The organism is Microbacterium sp. nov. GSS16 (assembly GCF_028198145.1).
Classification (GTDB): domain Bacteria; phylum Actinomycetota; class Actinomycetes; order Actinomycetales; family Microbacteriaceae; genus Microbacterium.
This window is the reverse complement of sequence record NZ_CP116338.1, coordinates 2,712,277-2,727,483: the sequence shown is the minus strand read 5'-3', so window position 1 is coordinate 2,727,483 and position 15,207 is coordinate 2,712,277. Positions and strand designations below refer to the sequence as shown.

General features: G+C 63.5%; 13 protein-coding genes. 6 read left to right on the top strand and 7 right to left on the bottom strand.

The genetic code is table 11. The features are described 5' to 3' along the window. The first annotated feature begins 56 nt into the window (after positions 1-56). Positions 57-1,982 (top strand): DUF6541 family protein, encoded by a 1,926-nt coding sequence (locus PGB26_RS12995; protein WP_271638065.1) that lies wholly within the window; start codon positions 57-59, stop codon positions 1,980-1,982. Positions 1,983-2,007: 25 nt separating this feature from the next. Then, on the top strand, positions 2,008-2,901 hold the full coding sequence (locus PGB26_RS12990; RefSeq protein ID WP_271638063.1) for a glycosyltransferase family 2 protein: 894 nt from the start codon (positions 2,008-2,010) through the stop codon (positions 2,899-2,901). A gap of 13 nt (positions 2,902-2,914) precedes the next feature. On the opposite strand, the gene PGB26_RS12985 is transcribed toward PGB26_RS12990, so the two are convergent. From PGB26_RS12985 to PGB26_RS12975, 3 genes are read right to left on the bottom strand one after another with little or no spacing between them, the layout of a single operon-like run. Beyond that, positions 2,915-3,679, bottom strand: coding sequence for a glycosyltransferase (locus PGB26_RS12985; protein WP_271638061.1), 765 nt, complete (start codon positions 3,677-3,679; stop codon positions 2,915-2,917). 41 nt (positions 3,680-3,720) lie between these two features. Then, entirely contained in the window at positions 3,721-4,821 is a 1,101-nt protein-coding gene (locus tag PGB26_RS12980; protein ID WP_271638060.1) for a glycosyltransferase family 4 protein, read from the bottom strand. Beyond that, entirely contained in the window at positions 4,821-6,092 is a 1,272-nt protein-coding gene (locus tag PGB26_RS12975; RefSeq protein ID WP_271638059.1) for a lipopolysaccharide biosynthesis protein, read from the bottom strand. Before PGB26_RS12975 ends, PGB26_RS12980 begins: the two co-directional genes overlap by 1 nt. A gap of 184 nt (positions 6,093-6,276) precedes the next feature. Between PGB26_RS12975 and PGB26_RS12970 the strand changes: the two genes are divergently transcribed. Next, positions 6,277-7,299, top strand: coding sequence for a glycosyltransferase (locus PGB26_RS12970; protein WP_271638058.1), 1,023 nt, complete (start codon positions 6,277-6,279; stop codon positions 7,297-7,299). Here PGB26_RS12970 and PGB26_RS12965 read toward each other — a convergent pair. From PGB26_RS12965 to PGB26_RS12950, 4 genes are read right to left on the bottom strand one after another with little or no spacing between them, the layout of a single operon-like run. Beyond that, on the bottom strand, positions 7,274-8,182 hold the full coding sequence (locus PGB26_RS12965) for a glycosyltransferase (RefSeq protein ID WP_271638057.1): 909 nt from the start codon (positions 8,180-8,182) through the stop codon (positions 7,274-7,276). The two genes, PGB26_RS12970 and PGB26_RS12965, sit on opposite strands and share 26 nt — an antisense overlap. Further along, positions 8,166-8,576 (bottom strand): DUF2304 domain-containing protein, encoded by a 411-nt coding sequence (locus PGB26_RS12960; RefSeq protein ID WP_271638055.1) that lies wholly within the window; start codon positions 8,574-8,576, stop codon positions 8,166-8,168. The genes PGB26_RS12965 and PGB26_RS12960 overlap by 17 nt, the downstream gene beginning before the upstream one ends. Continuing rightward, entirely contained in the window at positions 8,573-9,295 is a 723-nt protein-coding gene (locus tag PGB26_RS12955; protein ID WP_271639675.1) for a glycosyltransferase family 2 protein, read from the bottom strand. The genes PGB26_RS12960 and PGB26_RS12955 overlap by 4 nt, the downstream gene beginning before the upstream one ends. A gap of 50 nt (positions 9,296-9,345) precedes the next feature. Continuing rightward, positions 9,346-11,391: a hypothetical protein gene (locus PGB26_RS12950; RefSeq protein ID WP_271638053.1), complete on the bottom strand. Its 2,046-nt coding sequence runs from the start codon at positions 11,389-11,391 to the stop codon at positions 9,346-9,348. Positions 11,392-11,500: 109 nt separating this feature from the next. Here PGB26_RS12950 and rfbA point away from each other — a divergent pair, with 109 nt between their 5' ends. Genes rfbA through PGB26_RS12935 form a run of 3 tightly spaced genes read left to right on the top strand, consistent with a single transcriptional unit; the run spans position 11,501 to position 14,790 of the window. Beyond that, on the top strand, positions 11,501-12,370 hold the full coding sequence (gene rfbA, locus PGB26_RS12945) for a glucose-1-phosphate thymidylyltransferase RfbA (RefSeq protein WP_271638052.1): 870 nt from the start codon (positions 11,501-11,503) through the stop codon (positions 12,368-12,370). Then, positions 12,370-13,368 (top strand): dTDP-glucose 4,6-dehydratase, encoded by a 999-nt coding sequence (gene rfbB / locus PGB26_RS12940; protein WP_271638051.1) that lies wholly within the window; start codon positions 12,370-12,372, stop codon positions 13,366-13,368. The genes rfbA and rfbB overlap by 1 nt, the downstream gene beginning before the upstream one ends. Before the next feature lie 6 nt (positions 13,369-13,374). Further along, positions 13,375-14,790 carry a bifunctional dTDP-4-dehydrorhamnose 3,5-epimerase family protein/NAD(P)-dependent oxidoreductase gene (locus tag PGB26_RS12935; protein ID WP_271638050.1) on the top strand — a complete coding sequence of 472 codons (1,416 nt, stop codon included), beginning with the start codon at positions 13,375-13,377 and terminating at the stop codon, positions 14,788-14,790. Positions 14,791-15,207 lie beyond the last annotated feature (417 nt).

The following is a 15,207-nucleotide window of genomic DNA, read 5'->3' as shown; positions in this document are numbered from 1 at the left end:
GTAGGATCAACGCCGGTGTGTCTCTTCTCGGCCGCCGAACAGGAAGGCGTTCGTACATGGGATGGTTGAACCTCGCGCTGGCTGTGATCACCGTGATCGGTGTCATCCTGATCCCCGGATTCCTGCTCTCCTCCGCCCTGGGAATGCGGGGCTTCGCACGACTTGCGCTGGCCGCCCCCGCAGGTACGACCGTGGTGGTGATGGCAGCGCTGATCGGCCCCGTCGTCGACCTGCCTTGGGGACTGCTGCCGATCGCGGTGACGGCCCTTGCGCTGACAGCCGTGGTCGCTGTGATCCGGCTGGTCCTGACCCGCTTCTCCGCGGCCGAGCAAACGTCGGAACGGAGCCCGACTCCGTTCCTCCTGCTCGGTGGCGCAGCCATCGTCGTGCTGATCCAGCTTTCCCTCGTGATCGAGTCTCCCGAGAACTTCTCGCAGACGTTCGACAACATCTTCCATCTGAACGCCGTCCGGTACGCCCTCGACACCGGATCGGTGTCGCCGCTGACCATCGGGTCGATGACTAGCGCGCCCAGCGGCGGGCTTCCGTTCTATCCATCAGGATGGCACGCAGTCACCGCCATCGCTGTGCAGATCGCTGGGGTGAGCATCCCGGTCGCGTCCAACGCGGTGATGTTCTTCTATGGCGCGGTTGCGTGGCCGACAGCGATCCTGTTCCTCGTGTCGACGCTGTTCGGTAGCGGACGCTCACTGCTCGTCACCGCGGCAGCGATGAGCGTCGCCACACCGGCCTTTCCGCTTCTCATGATTGACTACGGCGTCCTGCTCCCCTACATGATGGGGTTGAGCCTCGTTGCGGTGCCGACCGCCATGCTGATCCAAGCGAGCAGATGTACGACGTGGGGCGAACGTGTGCGGCTCATCGTTGCCGCCCTTGGCTCGTTGCCTGGTATCGCCGTGGCGCATCCGGGGGCCCTCGTGGTGTTCCTGGTCTTCACCGGAGCGATTCTTCTGATCCTGTGGGTACGCCTGCTCGCCGCCAATGCCTCACCCCGCGCGAAGATCATGGCATCGATCTGGATGGCGGCATTCGTGATCCTCGCCGCCGGCTTGTGGTACGTCTTGCGGCCGCCGGCCGCTGCTCGCACGTGGCTCACTACCGAGACTGTCGGGCAGGCGATCGGTGAGGTGCTCACGGGCTCCGTCTGGTTCGCGCCCGTGAACATCGTCCTGGCCGGGCTTGTCGTCATGGGAGGCGGGGTCGCCCTGCGACGTCGCCGCACGACCGACTGGATCGCGATCGCCTTGTTCGTCGTGGCAGCCGGCCTCTACATCGTCGTCTCGGGTTTGCCGTATCTGGAGCTACGCGACATCATCACGGGTGCCTGGTACAACAACGCACCGCGGCTGGCAGCGGTCCTGCCGCTCGCGTGGATTCCGCTCGCGGCGATCGGTGGCGAACGGCTGTGGTCACTGACCCATCGCGCGTACGACCGGGGCTCGAGCGCTTACGCGGGGCGAGTGCTTTCGGCCGCCTCGGCGGTGATCGTGCTCTTCGTGGTGCCTCAAGCCTGGAGTATGAGACAGGCAGTGACGAGCGCGCACGGCGCCTTCGCCGTCACCGACACGGCGCAACTGGTGACGTCGGATGAACTCGCGCTGATTGAGCGACTCGACGACGAGACCCCCGAAGATGCCGTGATCCTCGGCAGTCCGTGGACGGGAACAGGGCTTGCGTACGCGCTGGCGGATCGACGCGTGGTGATGCCGCACACGCTCATGGACATCACCGAGGACATGGAGACCGTGCTCCTCGGTCTCGATGACCCGCGACCGGGATCTGCGGTGTGCGACGCGATCTATCGACTGGGCATCAACTACGTCCTGGACTTCGGCACACAGGAGGTCAACGGTGGTCAACATCCCTATGACGGCCTCGACGAACTGAGCGACTCCGACTCGGTGAAGGAGATCGACAGAGTCGGCGACGCGGTGTTGTACCAGGTGGTGCTGTGCGACTGACTCTCGGGACTCGGACGGACTATTGATGATGACCCTCGACATCTTCGTCCCCTACTGGGGAGATCCCGGACTGCTCTTTCAGACGGTTGATTCCGTCCGGGCGCAGGATGATCCCGACTGGCGGCTTGTGGTCATCAACGACCGGTATCCCGACGAGTCAGTGCCCGCGTACTTCGACGCGATCGATGATCCGCGAATCGAGTACGTTCTCAATGATCGCAACTTGGGCATCACCGAGAACTTCCGAGAATCAGTTCGGCGAGCGACCAGCTCGCACGTCACGATCCCGGGTTGCGACGATCTGCTGCATCCCAACTACGTGCGCGTTGTCAAGAGCGTGATAGGCGGGATGCCCGACGCTGATGTGATCCAGCCGGGCGTGGACGTGATCGACGAGCATGGTCGACGCGTTCTTCCGCTCGTCGACCGAGTGAAGCAACGACTGCTCGCCCCCAAGGCCGTCGACGGCGTTGCGGTTCTCACGGGGGAGGAGATGGCAACCAGCCTCATCCGCGGCGATTGGCTGTATTGGCCGTCCTTGACGTTTCGCACGGAGACCCTGAAGCGAATCGACTTCCGGGACGGATTACCGATCATTCAAGATCTAGCTCTGCTGATGGACATCGCGTTTGATGGAGGCACGCTCGCGTACGTCCCGGAAAAGGCGTTCCTGTACAGGCGGCACGAGTCGAGTGCGTCTCAACGCGCGCTGCTCGACGGACGCCGGTTCCGTGATGAGCGCGACTACTTCGCCTTAGCGGCGCGACTGGCCGCTGAGAAGGGATGGCGGCAGACCGAGCGCGTGGCTCGGAACCGTCTGATCGCACGGCTGCATGGTCTTGCGGTGCTGCCGCATGTCCTCCGTCGCGGGGACGGGGAAGGTCGACGAGCAGCGCTGGCACACGTGTTCGCGCGCTGACACCGCCCGACCGTCAAGAGGAATGCCTGACGCGAGCGTGTGCTTCCCGCCATAGCCGTAGGAGCAGGAACCTCGATCGGAGCGCCTTCGCGACGCCGCGAGGCCTCGACGGAGAGGTGTTGTCGTCGTGAATTCGGCGCAGGATCGACGGTTTGTGGACGTGACGCATTGCTCTGGACGCGTTGCCGACAGTCGCGATCCACAGATCGTGGGACTCGTTGAGGTACGGCGGAAACGGCAGGATCAGATCGAGAGCATCCCGCCGAACCGCCATCGCGCAGCCGAAGTAGGGGGCATTGCCGATGAGCATGAGCAGCTCGTTGAGCAGGAACCTTCGATCGTAGTGGGAGAGCAACCAGGGGTGACCGGTCAGTGGAGAGGGTAGCGGTTGCTGCGTGCCAAGGAGCAGAAGGTTCGAGGCGACGACCGCGGAGTGCCGGGCAGCTTGAACGAGTTCGTCACGTCTTCCTTCGACCCACACGTCATCTTGGTCACTGAGCAGCAGTACGTCCCGCGTCGCGAGGTTCATCGCACGCTCGAAGGTTCGCACGTACCCTAGATTCTCTGAGTTCTGAACGACGACAACGCGAGGGTCATCGACCGCCGACAGGATCTGGAGCGTGCGGTCAGAACTCGCGTCGTCCACGATGAGCAATTCGTCGCCGTCATGAAGCTGGGCGAGGATCGAGTCGAGTTGCTCCTGCAGATACTTCTCGCCGTTGAAGGTGGCCATGCAGATCGAGGCCGAGACGGCGTGCGCGGTGAATTCTGCGAACATCTGACTCAGCGTATCGGTTGCGGCAGCATCATTTGCGGAGTTCAAACCCCGAGGATGCGGCGTATCTCTTGCGCGTTTCCTGCGTACGTCGTTCCCAAGATGCGCGTACGCGCGCGCTCCACGCGCTGCTGCGAGTCCTCGGTGTTGTCCAACGCGACGAGGATCTGTTCGGCTAGGCCGTCAGCGTCGCCGCGTGGCGCGTAGAGGGCATCATCGTTCATTGAGGCTCGCACGCCGCCGATGTCCGTGGACACGACGCTTGCCCCGGACAGAGTTGCTTCGGCGGGAGGTAAATGCCACCCTTCCTCGTCGCTGCCGCAGAGATAAACACGGCATGTCCGATACAGGTGGCTCAGACGGGTCGGGGAAGGGTCGGCCACGTAACGGATGGAGGCAGGCATGTCTGGTCGGTCGAGCGACTGGCCGAAGGTGTACAACTCGGCAGCCGGATCGCGTTCCAGAACACGGCTCAATGTCGCGATGACCACGTCGGGACGCTTGTATCGATGCGGTGCGAGCAGCGACAGAACGCGTCGGGGACGTTGGTCGAGGGACGGGCCAGGAGGGAAGCTCTCCGCGACGAGGGCGTTGGGCACCAAGTGCGAGTCCAGTCCGAGCTCTGCGCACTTCTCGGCCAACCAGGGCGCGATCACGATTCGTTCGTCGACGGCTGACCATGCCGAGGCGATCGCCTCCGGCGCAGCAGCCCACGTCTCATAGTGCTGGATGAGAGCAGCCGAACGAGCATGACGTCTGTCGGCTAATCTGCCGGCGAAGGACATGGTCTGAACCGCCGTCGCGATCACAGCGTCGCCACTAGCCAGTCCGATTCTCGGAAACCATCCGGTGGCGCGCACCGTGACGCGCGGGTCAAGGTCGAACCAGGTCACACCGTTCTTGCCCCAGTCGGCCCTGTGCCCGCGGAGCCACCAGGCTAGGAGACTCTTCACTGCCCGCGGTGTGCGTCGCCGGCTCCCGTAGGCTACCGAGAATGCCTCGGAGTGCCAGACAGTGACTGCGATTCCGAGGTCGACGAGTGCATTGGCGTACTCGTACGCGACCTTGTAGCCGCCGATCGGCGTCTTGGACGGCGCAAGAAGCAGGATATGCACCGCAGGACTGGTGAGCTGTTCAGAATTCATCATGCCTCCGACAGACCTGTCGACGTCTCGTGATGCGCAAGACCGGTGCGCAGGGTCAGATAGATACAGGCGATCAAAGTCGCGATCTCGCTGATCGCGAAGCCCGCCGCGACTCCGACGATGCCGAAATTCGCGCCGAGGAGCGCCATCGCGAGAACACCGGCCAACGCAGCGATCAGAGTGAACACGAACACTTGTCGTTCCTTACGCGCCGGGATCAAAACGTTGCGGATGAGCGGTGTCGACATTGTCACGCCGATGAACGCGATAGCGAAGTAGCCGAACGCGACTGGGTCGCCCTGCTTGTCCGCGCCGAACATCCAGCCGCTGAGCGCCGGCCCGAAGACGGCGAGCACCAGCCATCCGATGACCGCGATCACGGCCATGAGGAGGAGAGCAGCAACGTTGCGTTTCCGACGGTGATGATCCTGCGCCTCCAGAACCCATCCTTGGAGGGCGTTTCCGGCAGCGCCGACACCAAGGATGCCGTACCTGTAGATCTTGTCGTTCGAAGCGAACACTGCCGCAGCAGCGGGAGCCGCCACTATGCCTGCGAGCGGTACAGGAGCGTTCGCATACAAGCTCCCGACGGACTCGGTTCCCCACGCATGCCGCATGTCTTCGACATCGTTGCGAAGCGCCCGAAATCCTGGCCATTCAGGGAAGAGCCGTCCGTGAAGTGTCGTATGGAACGCGATCGTGCCGATGAAGACGGACAGGCAGAGCAGCAGCCCGTAGTAGACCACATCTCCTGTCAGGAGGACGATCCCGAGCGCTCCTGCTGTCGCGATCGTTCGCGGGAGGACTTCGTAGAGCAGCACAAGTCGAGGTGCGGCTACACCCACGGCGTACCAACTGAGGCTGATCCCATTGAGCGCGCTTGCCGTAGCGAATGTCGAGGCGACTGCCCACGTCCCGGATGGAGAGATTGCGCTCGCTACAACGGCGCTGATCGCGCTCGCGATCACGACGACCACGATGCGAATGTAGAACGAGCGGGCATAAAGTCGGTGTCGCTCGTCCTCGCTCTGAGCCAAGGCCACGAGCGGGGTGCCTAGAATATTCCAGCCCACAAGTCCGACGGCGGCTGCAAAGGCGCCCACGCTGAGCCCAACGTTCATTGCGGCCCAATCATCGGTGCTGGCGGCTCTCGCAACGATCGGAAGCGCGATGAGTGGCAGCGCCGAGGCGAGGAATGGCAGAGTGGAGAAGCCGAGCAGACGATGCGCGAGGGCGGCGGCAGGAGAGCCCCCGTTGCGGATGCGACCCATCAGGCGAGCGCGAAGCTGTCGTCCGAGCCGAGCAAGGCCGAGATAGCGAGCTGCGGGTGAGGAAGGCAGGGCATGTATTGATCCTAGGCGGTGGCGTTGTGCCAAACCCTGTCGGTTGCCCCGAGCAGCTGCGTACGCGACCCTAGACTGGGCGTGGAGAAGTCACGGGAGTGGAGCGAGAACGATGGTCAGCAATCCGGGACGCGGGACCATCGTGCTCGCAGCCTACGAGCCCAATCCCGAGCTGTTCGCTCGGCAGATCTCATCGCTGCGGGGACAAACTCTGCAGGACTGGGAATGCGTGATCTCGGTGGACGGGGACGATTCGACCGTTCGACGCGTCGTCGCCGAAGCCGCAGGTGAGGATCCTCGTTTCCGTGTGATCGCTGACGGTACTCGCTTGGGCTTCTACCTCAACTTCGAACGGGGCCTCGCTGCGATGGATCCAACGACGTCGTGGGTTGCTCTCTGCGACCAGGACGATTACTGGTACCCGGAGAAGCTGGAGACACTGGTGCCTCACCTCGATGAGGTAGCTCTTGTGTCCGGTCAAGCGAGGCTCGTGACTCATCCTGACGAGGTGACCACCGGGTTCACCGAGCGCCGTGACCTCGGCGGGATCATGACCACTCTGAACAACCAGTTCACGGGTTCGCTCTGCGTTCTGCGCGGTGAGCTCGCTACCAGGAGCCTCCCCTTCCCACGGATGTCGACCCGCGCAGCCGCCCACGATCACTGGTTGGCGGTACTTGCTGCTGCGGACGGCGGCACTCGCATTCTTGACGACGTCGTGCAGGACTACGTGCAACACGATTCGAATGTCTTCGGCGATCCGAGCAGGCTCGATGGCAAGGCGGGATTGCGTGCTGTCGTGAGTGCCATCGAGAATGCCAGGGCATTCACGCGGCGGTACGAACCGACCGGCTCGCTACTGTCGATGATGCGTATGTACTTCAAGGTATACGTCGGATGGCGTCAACTGATGGCGATGACCCTTGCCTCCCGCGTACCTGACGGAGACGCACGGATCGTCTCAGTGTTCGGCGTCGAGCGTCGATTCTGGCCGACCTGGCGGATGCTCCGAGATGCGCGTCGTGCAGGTCACGCGCCTGCGCGATTCGTGATCGAGTATCTCGGAAGCTGGATGATGGGGGTGGTGATCGGCGGACGTCGTTCGACCGTCACTCAGCCGTTGTCGACCACGTGATGGATGTCGCCTGCGCACGTGTGCCTTCGGGTATCCGGCCACCGCTTCCGTGCAGGCCGTCCCGGAAGCCGTCGCGGAGGACAGCCCACATCGCTCGCCGAGGTCTTGCAGAGGCGACGATCACCGTGAAGTACGCGAGATCCGTGAGGAGATCACCGAGCAGGCGGCCAGGTGAGGTGCGAGCGTACTTTCGCGTGAGCAGCATCCGGTTTCGCGCGCGATAGTAGTAGCGGAACGGCGTGCTCACCATGGTTGCGATCGTCACTGGAAAGCGGCCAAACGGTCGAAGACGGGCCATGCTTCCCAGCTCGTGATCGATCTTCGTGGGTGCGGCCACGATCCGGCCGCCTGACGCGATGACCCGCAACTCGAACTCGGTGTCCACCAGGTCGATGAAGAGGGCCTCATCGAACGCGCCGATACGCTCGTAAGTACTCGCGTCGATCATCATGCCGGACTGGATGACTCTTCTCGCATCGGGGAGCGGACGATTGGACACCGCCTGTCGCACACCTGCGAATTGCTCGGGGACGACGACGAGGTTAGCGCGCGAATTGAGACGATCGAACGTCCGTCTCAGCTCCCCGATCGTCTCCGCGCCCGGCGCGGAATCCTGGTCGAACGTCACGGCGTATCCAGCGCCGTTGGAGAATGCGTATCGCAGCCCTGCGTTGAGTGCGGCGGCGATCCCCAGATTCATCGGCTGACGGATCAGCCGGGCTCCGGCGGCTGCGACATCGTCGAGCACCGTGGTCGACGTCGTCGATCCATCGTCGACGACGACGACCGGGAAGTCGGCTAGAACAGCTATGACCGTCTCCGTGAACTGAGCGGTGGGGTTGAAGGTGGTGAAGATCACCGCGACATCAGTCGATGTCGTCATGCTCGTGCTCGCCCGATGTCGATGAATCCCGGTCGTCGTGGCTCAGACCCGCGATATCCCGTTCGAGCTGTTCCTGCCTCAGGCGGGTGATCGCCGCCTCTTCAGCGAGCCGCCGAAGCCGCTCCTCTGCGCGGGTGAGTTCCCAGGACAGGTGCAGTGTGACGGCGAGAAGCAGACCGATCGCCAGCGTGAAGATGAGGTTGGCGGGGAGTTGGAACCCCAGCACGGCCGTCAACCAGAAGAGGGCCTGCGGGAACACACCGAGGAGAAGCACGGCCAGTCCGATGGCAAGCCACAGCACCGCATATTTTTCACGAAGCTGCCGGCGCAAGAGCAGCGTCGTCACGGAAACCACGATCACGAGGCCCAGAGCGAGAGCTCCCAAGGAGATCATGCGCGCCCCCTGATGGGACGACGTACGATCGAGAGTGTGAGGGCGAAGACCGACCTGGCGAGATAGACGGTGGAGCTGGCGAAGCCCTGACTCGGATCGCCCGACATGCGGGGGCGCATGGCAACAGGAACTTGGGTGACTCGCAAACCGGCGTGCACAGCGGCGACCAGACTGTCGATCGTGTCGCCGAGATACTCCGCGGGGTAGTAGGCCACGTACTGATCGATTGCTCGCTCGTTGGCGGCGCGAAAGCCACTCGTGACATCCGTCAGCCGAGTCTTCGTTATGCGGGAGATCACGCCCGCGAGGAAGAGCATCGCCCAACGGCGCGGTCCGCTGGCTTTATAGGATCCAACCTCGGCGAACCGAGCCCCGATGGAGATATCGGCATTCTTCAATCCGGCGAGGACCCGACGTATGTCCTCGGGATTGTGCTGACCGTCGGCATCGACCTGGATAGCTGTTCGGTACCCGTTGCGCTGGGCGAAAGCGTACCCGGCTCGCATCGCACCGCCGACTCCCATGTTGTAGGGGAGGGTGAGGACCGCCGCGCCTGCAGCACGGGCCACATCGCCGGTCGTATCGAGGGAGCCGTCGTCGACCACGAGCACGTCCGCATCCGGGATCGCCCTGAGGATCTCACGAACCGTGGCGCCGACGTTGTTCTCCTCGTTCCACGCGGGCACGATGACCAGCAAGTCGTCAGTCCCCGAACACATGTGCTCAAGTCTAGGGGAGCCGTTCACTTGATCCTTGCCGCGCCGCTGGGTCACGGCAGCGGCGTACCGACGCTGTAGGCGGCGCGCCACTCCGGTGCGAGCTTCTCCACTGACGGCCAGGACGGGCTCGCGAGCCGGAGCAGGGTCGCGTTCGACTGCACGTGGCGGATCTTTCCTGCTTCGACATAGAAGATCTCGTCGGTGCCGAAACTCACGAACGTCTTGTCGGCGAGAAGCGGGGCGCCGACGGTGAAGGCTTTCCGAGTGTCCGAAGACCACGAGAAGAAGTAGAGGGCGCGGGTGCCGTTGGCTTCCTGAAGTCGCGCCTGGCTGCGGACATGGCGAAGTTGAGCGCCGGCGATCAAGTAGACAGGATCCGAACCGGGCGTCTGCGCGAAGACCGCTTCGTTGATCGTTCGTCCCGTCTTGGGCAGAGCGGAGCAGATCGAGTCGGGAAGCGAGACGATGGGCGCTCCCGTCGGCCTTGTGAGGATGCGAGTCAGAGCTCCACCGTCGGCGGCGTACACGGTACCTGCGCATTCCGAGAAGGGCGCGAGGTCGCCTGTCACTCGTGGGTTCGCGGAGAGTGTCCCGTCGGGCACTACGGCAGTCCGCCTAACTCCTGCGTCGTAGGCCACACCCCAGGTGGGGATGTGGACGATCTCCGCGCCCACACCAGTCAGGTAGACATCTGGAGAACTCGCTTCGCGGACGAGGGTGCGGGAAGGGAGGATCGACGGTCCATTGGGAATAGCTGCCACATTCGCTGCGGGCAGCGTAGCCACGTAGACACGTTCCGACGTGGGCAGTTCCGACCAGGCCTGTGAGTTCACGATGTGGCGCTTGGCGCCGTTCTCCCACCGGTAATAGGGATCGGATACATCGTCAGTGAACGAGGTGCCGACATTGGCGCCTGTTGGGAACCGGTCGATGACACTGCCGGGAAGAGAAGTGTAGACGGACATGCTGAACCCGAATCGCGTTACGACGTCGGCCGCGGTGAAGCGGTGCTTGGTGCCGTCCGGTTCGAGAAGGTACATCCCGCCGTCACGCGCGTCTCTGATGAAGCGCGTGGCTGAAGTCGCATTCGGAATCGAGGAGATGTAGCTGGAGGCGACCGTCTGGTACCACCCCAGCTGTGCCATGTACGCCGCCAAAGCGGTGCCGTCGGTGATGTGGTACTTGCGCGATTCGGCGAGGAGGTAGATCTCGGCGGAGTTAGACGCCTTGATCAATCTGGTCGCAGGCATCTGAGTGGAGCCGAACCAGTCGGTGAAGTAGTTGAAGAAGTTCCGGTTACCGTACGCGGAGCAGCCGTCGCCGGTGCCGTACCCCGCGCGCAGCGCGGCGGCGTTCGGCTGGTACGGCGTGTAGTAGTACAGCGCTGCGGTCGAGGCGTTCTCGATGTGCACGGGTCCGCGACCGCAAGCACTATCCGGGTTGTAGAGGATGTTCCAGGTCTTGCCGGGCGCGTAGTACGTGAAGTACCGGCCCTCGGTGTAGATCTTCATCTGCCGACCCGCACCGTAGATCTGATAGAAGAACCCTGCGAAGCTCGGGTCACATGGCGCGGTGTCCGGGCATCCTTGCCCGAGTGCCATCGAGTATCGCCAGTCGCTCGGCCACGTGTGCGTGACGAGGCTCTGTTCCTTCTGGAGCATGACGATGAAGACCTGGGGATTGATGTCGCACGATTGCGCGACCTTATGGATGATCGTCGCCGCCGATTCGTTGCTGCTGCCCGTATACCCATTGCAGTACTTGTCGGCGGCGCGATTCGGCGTGCTCTGGCGGTAGTCCTTCAGACACGTGTACCCGGACTGACAGGTAGACACTTTGCTGCGGAAGAACGAGTCGATCTGGGCCGCCGACATCGTCGTGCTGTCCGTGAAGACAGCGTCCGAGATGATGTTTCCCGCGCGGAACTGCGAGAGGTCGGCGGCCTTGACCACGCCGGTCGTCGCGGCGGCGCTGGACGGCTGGCTCGAGGCGCTTGACAGGGCGTCCGCCGGAACGGCAACGAGGACGGATGCGGCGACCAAAAAGGCGGCGGCGGTGGCGACGAGCGCGCGCAGGCGGGGGATGGTGCCATTCACCTGACCCATTGTGGCGGAAAGCCACAGATGTCGCCACTGTGGCTCATGTTACGCAAGTGGACTGAGAGGCGGGCGGAATGACTCAAGCACTGTGTGGCACGATGTTGGGGTGAAAGGCATCATTCTCGCTGGCGGCTCCGGAACGCGACTGCACCCGATCACCATCGGCATCTCTAAGCAGCTCATCCCCGTGTACGACAAGCCGATGGTCTACTACCCGTTGTCGACGCTGATGCTCGCAGGCATCCGCGACATCCTCATCATTACTACACCGCACGACGCCGAGCAGTTCGAGCGCCTGCTCGGCGACGGCTCACAATTCGGCGTGAACCTGACATTCGCTCAGCAGCCGTCGCCTGACGGTCTTGCGCAGGCGTTCGTGATCGGCGCCGACTTCATCGGTGACGACAAGGTCGCGCTCGTCCTCGGCGATAACCTGCTATACGGTCCTGGACTCGGGACGCAGCTCAAGCGTTACAACGACGTCGAGGGCGGGGCGGTCTTCGCGTACTGGGTCGCGGAGCCCAACGCCTATGGCGTGGTCGAGTTCGACGACGGGGGCCGCGCGATCTCTCTCGAGGAGAAGCCTGCCCAGCCGAAGAGCAACTACGCGGTCCCCGGACTCTACTTCTACGACAACGACGTGGTGGAGATCGCACGGAACCTCGAGCCGAGCGCGCGGGGCGAGTACGAGATCACCGACGTGAACCGCGCCTACCTTGAGCGCGGATCACTGCAGGTCGAGGTGCTTCCGCGCGGAACGGCATGGCTCGACACGGGGACGTTCGACCAGATGTCGGATGCCGGCGACTACGTCCGCACGATGGAACGTCGCACCGGACTCCGTATCGGAGTACCGGAGGAGGTCGCCTGGCGTCAAGGCTTCCTCTCAGACGACGAACTACGCGAGCGGGCGGAGAAGCTCGTCAAGTCCGGCTACGGAACCTATCTCCTCGAGACCCTGGAAAGAGGTCGCTGATGTCGAACCTTCTCGTCACCGGCGGCGCCGGCTTCATCGGGTCGAACTTCGTCCACTACGTCGTGGAGAACACCGATCACACGGTCACCGTGCTCGATGCGCTCACTTATGCGGGCAATCGCGCTTCGCTCGACGGGCTCCCCGAAGATCGTCTGACGTTCGTGCACGGCGACATCACGGATGCCGAGCTCGTCGACGGTCTTGTCGCCGACTCCGACGCGGTCGTGCACTACGCAGCGGAGTCGCACAACGACAACTCGCTGCACAGCCCCCGCCCGTTCCTCGACACGAACATCGTGGGCACCTACACGCTGCTCGAGGCGGTCCGGAAGCACAGCACTCGTTTCCACCACATCTCGACCGACGAAGTGTACGGCGACCTCGAGCTCGACGAGCCAGAGCGGTTCACGGAGCAGACTCCGTACAACCCGTCGTCGCCGTACTCGTCGACGAAGGCGGGCAGCGATCTGCTCGTCCGCGCCTGGGTCCGCTCGTTCGGCGTCGAGGCGACGATCTCCAACTGCTCTAACAACTACGGTCCGTACCAGCACGTCGAGAAGTTCATCCCGCGCCAGATCACGAACGTCATCCGCGGCATCCGTCCCAAGCTCTACGGCGCGGGAGAGAACGTACGCGACTGGATTCACGCCAACGACCACTCATCGGCGGTGCTGACCATCCTCGAGAAGGGTCGAATCGGCGAGACCTACCTGATCGGTGCCGATGGTGAGCGGAACAACAAGGAGGTCGTCGAGCTGATCCTCGAGGGCATGGGACAGCCGCGCGATGCCTACGACCACGTGGCGGACCGTGCCGGGCATGATCTCCGCTACGCCATCGACTCCACGAAGCTGCGCACCGAGCTCGGCTGGTTGCCGAAATTCGCTGACTTCGAGTCCGGACTCGCCGACACGATCCGCTGGTACCGCGACAACGAAGCATGGTGGGGGCCGTCGAAGGACTCCACCGAGGCCTTCTACGCGTCGAAGGGACAGTAGGACAGCGTGACTGACATCGATTTCGGCAAGAAGCTGGGCTCGGCTGAGACCGGCATCCCGGGACTGGTCGTATTCGATCTGCCTGTCCACGGCGATTCGCGAGGGTGGTTCAAGGAGAACTGGCAGCGCGAGAAGATGACGGCCATCGGTCTGCCCGATTTCGGTCCGGTGCAGAACAACATCTCGTTCAACGATGCTGTCGGGACCACCAGAGGCATCCACGCCGAGCCATGGGACAAGTGGGTGTCGGTCGCCGCCGGGCGGATCTTCGGCGCCTGGGTCGACCTGCGCGAAGGACCGTCGTTCGGCGCTGTCTACACGACCGAGCTCGATGCGTCCAAGGCGATCTTCGTCCCACGAGGCGTCGGAAACTCGTATCAGACGCTCGAACCCAACACCGCCTACACGTATCTCGTGAACGACCACTGGTCGCCCGAAGCGTCGTACTCGTTCCTCAATCTCGCCGATGAGACCGCCGCGATCGAATGGCCGATCCCGCTAACGGAGGTCGAGATCTCCGATAAGGATCTTGCACACCCGAGGCTGCCCGGCGTGGTTCCCATCCCGCCTCGGAAGGTCCTGGTGATCGGCTCCCGCGGTCAGCTCGGGCGTGCGCTGCGGGCCGAATTCGGGGATGCTTCGAACGTCGAGTGGACAACGCGGGAGGATTTCGATCTCCGTGCTCCCGATCTTAGCTCCGAGCGGCGCTGGCGTGACTACGAGACGATCATCAATGCTGCGGCCTATACTGCGGTCGACCTCGCCGAGACGGCTGAGGGCCGCACCGATGCCTGGTCGGCCAACGCTGCGGGCCCCGCAAAGCTCGCTCGCGTCGCCTCGGAATTCGGCCTGACGCTCGTACACGTCTCCAGCGACTACGTCTTCGACGGCAGCGCGGAGGGCGAATACGACGAGGAGCGAGCGTTCGCGCCGCTCGGTGTCTACGGCCAGTCCAAAGCCGCGGGCGATGTGGCTGTCAGCACGGCCCCGCGACACTACATCCTGCGCACCTCCTGGGTGATCGGCGACGGCAAGAACTTCGTCCGGACGATGGCGAGCCTCGCGGAGAAGGGGGTCGATCCGAAGGTGGTTGACGACCAGCGCGGACGACTGACCTTTGCATCGGAGATCGCGCGAGCCATCGCGCATCTGCTGCGCGAGGGAGCGCCCTACGGGACGTATAACCTCACCGGAGCCGGAGAGCCGCGCACATGGGCGGAGATCGCCGCCGACGTGTTCGACATCACAGGAGCGGAACGCGCGCGGGTTTCCGGTGTCAGCACGGAGGAGTACTTCGCGAACACGATCGGTCCGATCGCGCCCCGGCCCCGGAACAGCGTGCTGTCGCTCGCGAAGATCGAGGCGACGGGCTTTGCGCCCCGGGATGCCGGCCATCAGCTGCGCGAATACCTGAGCTCGTGAGCGCGCCCGCTCCGGCGGGCATCATTTCTCGTGCGGCTGCTCGCCGACAATTATTCCGTCAGGACATCCAAGCGCTGAGGGCTCTGGCGATTTGCCTGGTGGTGCTCAACCACCTCTGGCCTGGGCGTCTGAGCGGCGGTTACGTCGGGGTCGACGTCTTCTTCGTCATCTCCGGGTTCCTCATCGGGTATACGTCCAGGGTCTGCTGACGCGGGTCGGTGAAGCTCACCAGTGGACTTCACGCCGTGATCGTGACTCCGGAAGCCGGTATCGCGTGGATCAGAACGTCTCACGTGCATCGCGTGATACGGCTTCGTGTGGACCTACGGTCTGGTGTGGCCTCAGGCTGATCACATTCACCTCCGGGTAACATTTGCGAATGTGTGCCTCCTCTCCCTAGGGGAGCACCCCTTCGCC